Genomic DNA, 12,430 nt, shown 5'->3' on the forward strand with positions numbered 1-12,430 from the left:
TAGCGTAAGCTAGTAAGACCCCTTGAAGACTACAAGGTTGATAGGTCAGAGGTGTAAGTATGGTAACATATTTAGCTGACTGATACTAATAGGTCGAGGGCTTGACCAATATATAATCAAGTTGTAAGTATACATTAAAAGTTATGTGCAATTTTGAAAGAATAATCTTTCAAAGAAATATAAATCACTAGCGTGATTTATATAAGTTTTTCGATCAATCATAGATTTGAGAAATACTAATATCTCGTGATGATGGCATAGAGGTAACACTCCTTCCCATTCCGAACAGGACAGTTAAGGTCTATAGCGCCGATGGTACTGCACGGGTGACTGTGTGGCAGAGTAGGACGTTGCGAGGTAAACAAAAAAGATAGTTATTATAACTATCTTTTTTTATTTTGCAAAAATAATTAGACAATAGTTTTATGAAATAGATAATTAAAATAAGATTAATTTAAAATTAGAATTAATTCAGAAATAAAATAAAAAAATTATCGTATATATTTTATAATTATGAATATTTGAAAGAGAAAGCCATTGCAGGTTTTCTTTTTTTATATTTGATGTAAACAATTAAGTAGATGTTATTTCTTAAATTTAGTAAAATTAAAAAATTAATAATATTAAAAGAATGAATTTAATTTAATACATTTTTATGGATAAATATATATAAAGATATTTCCAAAAATCAAGTGGATTAATAAATTTTATGAAAAATATAGAAAAATAAGTGAAATGTACTGTGATATTTGGTAATATGTATATATAAGCATTAAAAGTTAAAATATTAACATATAAATTTCAAACTATGAGAGGGATGGAAATATGGATGGGGGTATGGTTTTATGCTAAATAAGAATAAAGGCAGTAAAATTAAGAATAAGGGAGAAATAGTTGTTGATGAAAATTCCAATAAAGCAGTGGGGAAGGCTATCAATACGGTTGCTAAAAAAAGTGCTTCAAATAATTTAAAAGAAAAAGCTACAAAAATTAAAAGAAACGCACCCGAAAAAGTGGTTTCAAAGCCAGCTGTAGAATCAAAAAATAGTGAAATCTTATCTATAAATATAGAAAATACAAATGATTTAAAAAGTAAAGCTGAGGAAATCAAAGAAACAGTAAAGAAAACTGCTACAAGAAAAACTTCAAAAGCTAAGAGTTCAATAAAAGATCATATAGAGCAAGAAGAAGCATCTTTAAAGGCAAAAAGTGAGAAAGTAAGTAAGATTGAAAGTCTCTCAAAAGCTATAGAAAACGAAATTATTGCTAAAGATGCTGAGTTTAATGAAGATAAAAAAATTAAAGTTTCTGAGAAAAATTCTACTTTACCTAAAAGAGCAACAGCTGCTAAAAAAACTGCTTCAAGATTAGCAACAGCATCTAAAACAACTGTTGCCGAAACTAGTGCATCCGCAAAACCTAAAAAAACTACAGTTAAAGAGAAAAAAACTGTAACAAAAACCGCTAAAACACAAATTAAAACAACTGATATAGAAGAAAATACAAAATCTAAAGCAGAAAAAATAAAAGATACTGTGAAAGAGGTTGTGAAAAAGGTGGATAAGAGTGAAATAACTAATTTTAATACATTTTTATTTCATCAAGGCAAGAATTATGAAACTTATAATATACTAGGATCACATGTTAAGACAGATGGAAAAAAGAAAGGTGTACAATTTGCAACTTGGGCACCTAATGCTAAAGATGTGTATGTTGTTGGTGATTTTAATGGGTTTGAATTATATGATAAATATAAACTTGAAAGAATATCTGAAAATGGGTTATGGAAGGGATTTTTTGAAGGAATTAAAAGTGGAGAGAGATACAAGTATTGTATAATATCAAAGGACGGTAAAAAAGGGGAATATAAGGCTGACCCATATGCAATACGAACTGAATTGAGACCAGATAGTGCATCAATAGTATGTGAATCTAAAGAATTTAAATGGACTGACCAGAAATGGATTGAATATAGAAATAACATAAATGTATTGGAGCAACCACTGAATATATATGAAGTGCATTTAGGTTCTTGGAAGACTAGTAAAGATGGTCAATTTTTAACTTATGAAGAAATTGCCAAGGAATTACCAAAGTATGTGAAAGAAATGGGGTATACACATGTGGAAATTATGCCACTTGTTGAACATCCATTGGATGCTTCTTGGGGATATCAGGGAACAGGATATTACTCACCAACAAGTAGATATGGAAATATTGATGGATTAAAAAAATTAATAGATAAGTTACATGAATTAAATATAGGAATAATAATGGATTGGGCTCCAGGACATTTTTGTAAGGATTCTCATGGATTATATAAATTTGATGGAACACCAACATATGAATACCAAGAAGAATGGAGAGCAGAAAATAAAGGTTGGGGAACTTGCAATTTTGATTTAGGAAGACCAGAAGTAAAGAGTTACTTAATATCAAATGCGTTATATTGGTATAGGGAATTTCATGTAGATGGTTTAAGAGTAGATGCTGTATCTAGCATTTTATACCTAGATTATAGTAGATCTCATGGAGAATGGGCTCCTAATAAATATGGTGGAAATGGTAACTTGGAAGCAATAGATTTTCTAAAGGACTTAAATAAAGCTGTATTTTTAGAGTATCCGACTGCACTTATGATAGCAGAAGAATCAACAGCATGGCCAAATATAACAAAGCCAACTGATAAAGAAGGATTAGGGTTTAACTTAAAATGGAATATGGGTTGGATGAATGACACATTGGAATATGTTCAAATTGATCCATCATATAGAAGTCAAAACCATAGGAATATAACCTTTTCAATGATGTATAATTATGCTGAAAATTATTTATTACCTCTTTCACATGATGAAGTTGTCCATGGTAAAAAATCTTTATTAAAAAAGATGTGGGGAGATCAATGGAATCAATTTGCAGGATTAAGAGCATTTATCGGATATATGATGGGACATCCAGGCAAAAAATTAACATTTATGGGGTGTGAATTTGCGCAACCAATAGAATGGAGAGAATATGAAGAATTAGAATGGAATATAATTGATGATTTAGAGATGCATAAAAAGACTCAGTTATTTTCTAAAGATTTAAATCACTTATATTTAAATAACAAATCTTTTTGGGAACTTGATCATGACTATAGAGGGTTTAATTGGATAGAAGCAGATAATAGTGAACAAAATATATTGATTTTTAATAGAAGAAGTAGAAATGATGAAGATACATTAGTTTTTGTAATTAACTTCGCACCTAAAGTATATTATGATTATAGAATTGGAGTACCCTTCTTAGGAGAGTATGAAGAAGTGTTTAATACTGATGATGAGAAATATGGTGGTTCAGGACAAATAATGGGAGAGACTTTATTTGCTGAAAAAGTACAATTCCAAAAGCAACCATATTCTCTGAAAATAAAGGTACCACCAATGGCTACATTAATATTAAAAGTTAGTAAAATTGCCATGGAACAAAAAGATGTAGTTGAAGAATTACCTGCCAAAGAAGTTTATGAACTTAGAGAAAGCAGTAAATAAAAAATAAAAGTCTTATTAATTATTGCTGAAAAGTAATAGTTAATAAGATAACGACATTGTAATTAGGCTAAGGGGGAGAAAGAATGAGAGTTTTATTTGTAGCATCGGAAGCAGGTCCATTTATAAAAAGTGGTGGGCTTGGAGATGTTGCTGGGTCGTTACCTAAGGCACTTGCAAAAAAAAATGCAGATGTAAGAGTAGTAATACCAAAGTATAAGGAACTTAACTGGGAAGTGAGAGATAAATTAAGATTTCTTAAACATTTTAACGTGAGAGTTGGATGGAGAGAAGAATTTTGCGGAGTGTGGGAATGCTTTTATAATGGAGTGACATACTATGTTTTAGATAATGAAAAATATTTTAATAGAGATGGATTATACGGTTTTTATGATGATGCAGAAAGATTTGCCTTTTTTGATAGAGCTGTACTGGATATGTTAAGACAAATAGACTGGCAACCAGATTTAATTCATTGTAATGACTGGCAAACAGGCATGATTCCAGTATTACTTAAATTTCAGTATAAAAGGAATGATATGTTTTATTGGAATATTAAGTGTGTATATTCTATTCATAATATAGCTTTCCAAGGCGTTTTTGATCCTCAAATATTGCCTGAATTATTTGGATTTGATATGGAACTTTATAATAATACATGCTTAAAATTTGATTTAGGTGTAAGTTTTATGAAGGGGGCATTATATTATTCAGATATAATAACAACCGTTAGTAATACCTATGCATATGAGATACAAACACCTGAATATGGTGAAAGATTAGATGAGGTGTTAAGGGATAGATCTTATGCGTTAAGGGGAATCCTAAATGGTATAGATTATGACGAGTTTGATCCTAAAACAGATAGATTTATTAAAAAGAATTATGATATAAATTCAATTAAAGATAAGGTTATAAATAAAACTGAGCTGCAAAAAGAATTAGGGTTAACAGTTGATGAAAATATTCCAATGATAGGAATGGTAACGAGATTAACACATCAAAAAGGTATTGACTTGTTAGTTAACATTTCAGATAAACTATTACAACAAAATGTACAATTAATCATCTTGGGTACAGGTGATAAGCATTATGAAGATCACTTTAAATGGTTAAATTATAGATATGGAAACAAAGTATCAGCAAATATTAGATTTGACAATGGATTAGCAAGTAAGATATATGCTGCAAGTGATATATTCCTTATGCCTTCACTTTTTGAACCATGCGGATTAGGTCAATTAATAGCGCTTAGGTATGGAACAATTCCTATAGTTAGAGAAACTGGTGGACTAAAAGATACAGTTGAAGCATATAATGAATATACTGGGTATGGTAATGGATTTAGTTTCAAAAATTATAATTCAGAAGAGTTATACAACATAATACAATATGCTTTATGGATGTATACGAACAAGAAACATTGGAAGAGACTCATCAAACAAGCAATGAATTCAGATAATAGTTGGGAAAAATCAGCTGATATATATTTAAATATGTATAGAGAATTAACTGGAATAGATTAAGACAATATGATGAGGGGGTATATCAATGCTCGAAATGGATAAAAAAACATTAAAAAAGGCATATGTGAATAAGTTTTTAGAGATGCATGGCATCGAATTAAAAGAAGGCAATAATCAACAAAAGTATGATGCATTGGGCAGCTTAGTAAGGGATTATATTACAAGAACATGGCTTAAGACTAATAAAAAGTATAATAAAACAGGAGAAAAGCAGGTTTATTACTTTTCTATGGAATTTTTATTAGGAAGATTGCTTGGAGATTCATTATTAAATATAGGCATAAGAGATGTTTGTAAAGAAGCAATGGCTGATTTGAATATAGATTTAGAAGAGTTAGAAAGTTTAGAGCAAGATCAAGGATTGGGTAATGGTGGACTTGGTAGACTCGCAGCTTGTTTCTTAGATTCAATGGCATCTCTAAATATTCCTGGAAATGGCTGTGGAATTAGATATAAATATGGTTTCTTTGAACAAAAAATCATTGATGGAAAACAAGTGGAAGTATCTGATGATTGGTTAAAATATGGGAACGTGTGGGAAAAGAAAAAAGCTGAAAAAGCTGAAATTGTTAAGTTTGGTGGAGAGATAAAAGTAAGTGAGATAAATGGACACTTAAATTTTACACATATAAATTTTGAACCAGTTTTAGCAGTTCCATATGATACTCCAATAGTTGGATATGAAAATGAAATTGTAAATACCCTTAGATTATGGAGTGCAGAAGCAGTTTCTAATGAATTTGATTTTTCATCATTTAATAGAGGTGATTTGCTTAAAGCAATTGAATACAAAAATTCAGTTGAGTCAATTTCACAGGTTTTATATCCAGAAGACTCCTTTTATGAAGGCAAAATGCTTAGATTAAAACAACAATATTTCTTTGTTTCAGCAGGAGTTCAAAGTATTATAAGACATTTTAAAAAGCATGGAAAAGCTATAGAATTATTAGATGAAAAAGTAGCAATTCATATTAATGATACTCATCCTACAATTGCTATACCAGAACTTATGAGAATATTACTCGATGAGGAAGGTTTGGAATGGGATGTTGCATGGAGAATAACAAGTAATACAATATCTTATACGAATCATACTATTTTGGCAGAAGCGTTAGAAAAATGGCCAGTAGATATGTTAAAAAAACTACTTCCAAGAATATATATGATTATTGAAGAGATAAATAGAAGATATTGTGAAGAAATTTTAGTTAAGTATCCAGGGAACTGGGAGAAGGTTAACAGAATGTCTATAATATCAGACAATCAAGTTAAAATGGCACATTTGGCAATTGTGGGAAGCTACAGTGTAAATGGAGTTGCTAAACTTCACACAGAGATATTAAAGAAAAAAGAAATGTCTGATTTTTACTACTTGTATCCTAATAAATTTAGCAATAAGACTAATGGAATCACTCATAGAAGATGGCTTTTAAAGAGTAATCCTCATCTTACAAAGTTAATAAAAGATACAATAGGAGATAGTTTTATAAGACATCCTATTGATTTGAAAAATTTCGAAAGACATTTACATGATGAAGTTGTTCTAGATCAATTAGGGAAAATAAAGAAATTTAACAAAGAAAAGCTAGCTAATATAATTTTAAAAAATGATGATATAAGTATAGATCCAAATTCAATATTTGATGTTCAAGTTAAGAGAATACATGCTTACAAAAGGCAGATGCTTAACTGCTTAAGAATAATGGATTTATATAATAAATTGATAGATAATCCTAATTATGATATTGTTCCTAGAACATTCATATTTGGTGGTAAAGCTGCACCAGGATATTATTTAGCTAAAAATACTATAGAATTAATCAATAGTGTTGCTAATAAAATAAATAATGATTCAAGGGTAAATGAAAAAATAAAAGTAATTTTTGTACAAAATTATAGAGTTTCATTAGCTGAACAAATCATTCCAGGTACTGATGTAAGTGAACAAATTTCCACAACAACAAAAGAAGCATCAGGAACATCAAATATGAAATTTATGATGAATGGAGCTATTACAGTTGCAACATTAGACGGAGCTAATATCGAAATAAGGGATGAAGTAACAGACGATAATATAGTGATTTTTGGATTAACTGCAGATGAAGTGCTTAATTATTATAAAAATGGAGGATACAAATCCATTGATATATATAATAGTGATCAAAGAGTAAAAAGAGTAATAAACGATTTAATAAATGGAAAATATCATAATGATAAAGATAAATTTAGAAGCATTTATGAAAATTTGATAACTTATAATGATGAATTCTTTGTTTTACAAGACTTTGATTCATATTTAAAAGCTCAAGATAAAATTAATACTCTTTATAGGGACTCTAATAAATGGCAAAGAATGTGTGGAGTTAATATTGCACATTCAGGAATATTCTCATCTGACAGAACAATTGAAGAATATGCAACAGGGATTTGGGGATCAGAAGTAATTTATAAGAATCTTTAGGAGGTTAATTTAATGGACACGATACAGGCAATACATGATTCACAGAGCTTAGAATTTAGAAAACCATTTGGAGCAATAGAAGTTGGGCAAAAAGTTAAACTATCAATTAAAGTTAATAGGGAAATATTGGTTGCAGTCCAATTGATATTGTTTGATGGTACTAGATTAAGTAAGGGAATGCAAATGGAGTATTTAAACAGTGGTGAATTTAAATACTCTGTAGAAATCGATACATCTGATGCATTGGGGCTATTAGAATATTATTTTATTCTAATAGATGGATATGATAGGTTGTATTATGGAAACAATGATGAAAATTTAGGTGGTATCGGTCAAATATATAATTATAATCCTATGCCGTATCAAGTGACGATATATGAAAAATCTTATATACCTGATTGGTATAAAGAAGGAGTAGTATATCAAATTCTTATTGATAGATTTTTTAATGGTAATGAAGATAATGCTGTAAATTCTCCTAAGGAAAACTCTTTCATATATGGTAAATGGGATGATAATCCAATGTATATTAAAGATAATATGGGCAGAATTACAAGATGGGACTTTTATGGTGGAAATATAAAAGGTATTATAAAGAAGTTAGATTACATAAAGTCTTTAGGTGCTAATATAATACAGCTAAGCCCTATATTTAAATCTTCTAGCTGTCACAAATATGATACGGGAAATTATGAATTTATAGATGAAATGTTTGGTACAAATGATGAATTTAAAGAATTATGTCAAATTGCAGAAAGTAAAGGGATAAAAATTATTCTAGAGGCAATATTAAGCTATACCAGTTCTGATAGTAAGTATTTTAATAAATTGGGGAATTATGATGACATTGGTGCATATAATTCACCCAATTCTAGATATCATAATTGGTATAAATTTATTAAATATCCATATCAATATGAATCATGGTGGGGAATAAATGAAAGACCAAATATTAAAGTAATGGAAAAGAGTTATATTGATTATATTATAAAAAGCAAAGATTCTATTATAAAAAAATGGATCGATTTTGGTGTTAGAGGATGGAGGCTAAATGTAATTGATGAACTTCCAGATGAATTTATTGAATTAATTAGAAAAAGAATTCAGGGAATTAATAAGGAGACTATACTACTAGGAGATATTTGGGATGATGCATCTAACAAGATAAGTTATTCTAAAAGACGAAAATACCTACAAGGAAGGGAAGTACAGGCAGTTACAAATTATCCCTTAAGAGAAAGTCTAATTAATTTCACTAAAGGTTATATAACATCACATAGGCTTAAGCAAAAAATTATGTCCTTATATGAAAATTATCCTAGAGAAAGTTTTTATGGAAATATAAATATTGCAGGAACAAATGATACTGAAAGGATTTTAACTGTTTTAGATGAAAATATAGAATTGTTACGATTACTTGTAGTAATTCAATTTACATTGCCTGGAGTACCACTTATATATTATGGAGATGAGATTGGCTTAAAAGGTGGAAAAGAACCTGATAATAGAAGAAGCTATCCTTGGGGAAAAGAAAATGAATATCTTATTGAATTTTACAAAGATATAGCTCAAATAAGAAATAATGAAAATGGTTTAAAAAAAGGGGATATAAATATTTACGAAACAGATTCAAGTGTATTTGCATTTGAAAGAAATTATGAAAATGAAAAAGTAGTAGTTTTAGTTAACGTTTCGAAAGAACAAAGAGTAATTGAAGATGTTGATTTAAGTGGGTGTTATGTTAATTTATTTAATATTAGTGAAAAATATAAATTTGTAGGAAAAAACAGTGTTATATCTGTTTTCCCACGTAATTTTAAGATATTACGTAGAGTTTAATTTATCATATTACGATTAAAAGATGGAAATTTGATGAATATTTTTACAACATATAATATGGTAATTTTTTACATCGTAGAGTATAATATACTTTGTAAAATGATTATATAAAAGTTTTTAATTCAATCATAATATATGATAATTACTGATAATATAATATGTTATAAACTTACTAACATAAAACAATATGTTAAGCATATTATTAAATATAAACATAAAATATAAAAATTTTATCTAATGAGAACAAAAACATATGAGAGGAGATAATATTATGGGTAAAAATGAAATTGTAGCAATGATATTAGCTGGTGGACAAGGGTCAAGATTAGGGGTATTAACAAAAAAATTAGCAAAACCAGCCGTACCATTTGGAGGAAAATATAGAATTATAGATTTTCCATTAAGTAATTGTTCAAATTCTGGAATATATACAGTTGGAGTATTAACTCAATATAAACCACTTGAATTAAATGCACATATTGGTATAGGTGAAGCGTGGGATCTAGATAGAACTCAAGGTGGAGTAAGCATATTACCTCCATATCAAGAAGAAAAGGGTGGAGAATGGTATAAGGGAACAGCAAATGCAATTTATCAAAATATAGAATTTGTTGATAGGTATGATCCAGAATATATTTTAATTTTGTCTGGAGACCATATTTATAAGATGGATTATACAAAAATGCTAGACTTTCATAAAGAGAGACAAGCGGAGGCTACGATTGCAGTAATCGAAGTACCCATGGATGAAGCATCTAGATTCGGAATAATGAATACTAGAGAAGATTTATCAGTATATGAATTTGAAGAAAAACCTAAAAATCCTAAAAATAATTTAGCATCTATGGGGATATACATCTTTAATTGGAAAACTCTTAAGAAGTATTTAAAAGAAGATGAAGCGGATAAAACTTCAAAGAATGACTTTGGAATGAATATAATTCCAAGTATGCTTGGGGATGGAAATAGAATGATGGCTTATCCATTTAAGGGGTACTGGAAAGATGTTGGTACTATAGATAGCTTATGGGAAGCAAATATGGATTTAATTAGAGCAGATAATGAGCTTGATTTACATGAAGAAGATTGGAAGATATATTCAGTAAATCCAGTAAGACCAGCCCAATATATAGGTGAAAATGCAAAAGTATCGAATTCACTTGTAGTTGAAGGTTGTGTTGTTAATGGACAAATTGAGAATTCTATATTGTTCCAAGGAGTTCAAATTGGTAAAAACTCAGTTATTCGTGATTCAATAATTATGACAGATGCAAAAATAGGTGACAATGTAGTTATTGAAAAAGCAATTGTGGGAAGTGGAGCTATTGTTAGAAAGGATTGTAAAATTTCTTTAGGTGATGAAATAGCTATTATTGGAGCAAAGGAAGAAGTTAAAATGGGTACAGTTATAGAAAATAGCAAAGCTGTTTAGGAATCGCTAAGGGGGAGAAAGAAATGAAAAATTGTATTGGTATAATTAACTTAGATGAAAATGAAAACAGAATGGGTGAATTAGTTGTTAATAGATCTCTTGCCTCAGTTCCGATTGCAGCAAGATACAGGATTATAGATTTTGTCTTATCAAACATGACTAATTCAGGAGTTAATTGCATAGGCATATTCACAAAAAATAAATCAAGATCATTAATAGATCATTTAACAAATGGTAGACCTTGGGATTTAAATAGAAAAAAAGATGGGTTGAAAGTTTTTAATTTCGGTAATGATGAGCCGGTTTATGATGATGTGCATAATTTTGCAGACAATATACAATTTTTAACACATAGTAGGAGAGAATATGTATTATTAGCACCAAGCTATATGATTTGTAATATAGATTATAATGAAGTATTAGAATACCATAAGAGTACAGGAAAAGATGTTACGATGGTATATAAAAAAGTAAATAATGCTGATGAAGCTTTTTCGGATTGTGGAGTTTTAAATTTTGATGATTCGGAAAGTGTAATAAGTGTAGGAGAAAATATAGGTAAAAATCCAAAAGCTAACATTAATATGGAAATGTATATATTGAAAACTGAGTTATTTATAAATATTGTAAATGACTGTGTAAGCAGTGGAATGTATAGAAAGGTTAAAGAATACATTCATAACAATTTAAATATTTTATCAGTGGGAGCTTATGAATTTACAGGACATCTAGATTGCATAAATTCAATTAAAGCATTATATGATAGTAATGTTGGATTTTTAAATAGAAAAATAAATAAAGAAATTTTCAATGAGGATAAACCTATTTATACAAAGACTAAGGATGAGGCCCCAACTCATTATTCAGAGAAGAGTAATGTTATAAATTCAATAATAGCAAATGGATGTCAAATTGAAGGATCTGTTGAAAATTGCATAATAGGTAGAAGAGTATATGTAGGAAAAAATACAAAACTCAAAGATTGCATAATCATGCAAAATAGCAGGATAGATGATGATGCAGTATTAGATAATGTAATTGCGGATAAAGGTAGTGAGATAAGAAAGGGAGAAACTCTTATAGGATCTGTTATGTATCCTTTAGTAATAAAGAAGAAAAAATAGGTTAGAAAATAAATATTTAGAATATTCTTAGGAAAGAACAATAATAAAGTAACATTTAACAACTTTAGTTTATTAAATTGAAGATATTCTAAAATAAAACTTTCTAGAAGTTATTCAAATTAAATAAAATTAATTAGATTATGAGATGAAAAATAGCAAGTTAAATTATAATACGTTTATATCATATAACAAAATTAAGTTTTGCAATGGGATTAGCGCAGCTTATTGAGGTGATATGGCATAAATTGTACTAGTATATTAACTTGCTATTTTTTATAGCATATGTTATTTATATAAATTAAGTTTTTTTATAGAAATGTTGACAAGATAGCTATAAAATGTTAAGATAAAACACGTCGCTAAGACATGTAAACAACTTAAGAGAATCTGAGAAAAACCTTTTGAAAAAAGAGTTTGAAAGATTAAAAAAAGTTGTTGACAATATCAAAATCAAGTGATAAACTAAGTAAGTCGCTTGAGGGTGACAGCAAAAAACAAAAAGTTACAACGAAAGTTGT

General features: G+C 28.8%; 6 protein-coding genes and 2 rRNA genes. All 8 read left to right on the forward strand.

What is annotated here, in order from left to right; all coding sequences use genetic code 11:
• Positions 1-109: ribosomal RNA gene (locus CLPUN_RS01105) — 23S ribosomal RNA — on the forward strand; the annotation flags it as partial.
• Positions 110-242: 133 nt separating this feature from the next.
• Positions 243-359 (forward strand): 5S ribosomal RNA (rrf, locus tag CLPUN_RS01110).
• A gap of 486 nt (positions 360-845) precedes the next feature.
• Positions 846-3,533: a 1,4-alpha-glucan branching protein GlgB gene (glgB, locus tag CLPUN_RS01115; protein ID WP_198944266.1), complete on the forward strand. Its 2,688-nt coding sequence runs from the start codon at positions 846-848 to the stop codon at positions 3,531-3,533.
• Between the two features lie 83 nt (positions 3,534-3,616).
• Positions 3,617-5,056 (forward strand): glycogen synthase GlgA, encoded by a 1,440-nt coding sequence (gene glgA / locus CLPUN_RS01120; RefSeq protein WP_077845549.1) that lies wholly within the window; start codon positions 3,617-3,619, stop codon positions 5,054-5,056.
• A 25-nt stretch (positions 5,057-5,081) separates the two neighbouring features.
• The gene (locus tag CLPUN_RS01125; protein WP_077845550.1) at positions 5,082-7,517 is read left to right on the forward strand and encodes a glycogen/starch/alpha-glucan phosphorylase; all 2,436 of its coding nucleotides are present in this window, start codon (positions 5,082-5,084) and stop codon (positions 7,515-7,517) included.
• Between the two features lie 12 nt (positions 7,518-7,529).
• A complete protein-coding gene (locus CLPUN_RS01130; protein WP_077845551.1) occupies positions 7,530-9,356 on the forward strand; it encodes a glycoside hydrolase family 13 protein in 1,827 nt (608 codons plus the stop codon).
• A gap of 271 nt (positions 9,357-9,627) precedes the next feature.
• Positions 9,628-10,788 (forward strand): glucose-1-phosphate adenylyltransferase, encoded by a 1,161-nt coding sequence (locus tag CLPUN_RS01135; RefSeq protein ID WP_077845552.1) that lies wholly within the window; start codon positions 9,628-9,630, stop codon positions 10,786-10,788.
• 23 nt (positions 10,789-10,811) lie between these two features.
• Entirely contained in the window at positions 10,812-11,912 is a 1,101-nt protein-coding gene (glgD, locus tag CLPUN_RS01140; protein WP_077845553.1) for a glucose-1-phosphate adenylyltransferase subunit GlgD, read from the forward strand.
• Positions 11,913-12,430 lie beyond the last annotated feature (518 nt).

The sequence above is a fragment of the Clostridium puniceum genome, assembly GCF_002006345.1.
Classification (GTDB): Bacteria; Bacillota; Clostridia; order Clostridiales; family Clostridiaceae; genus Clostridium; species Clostridium puniceum.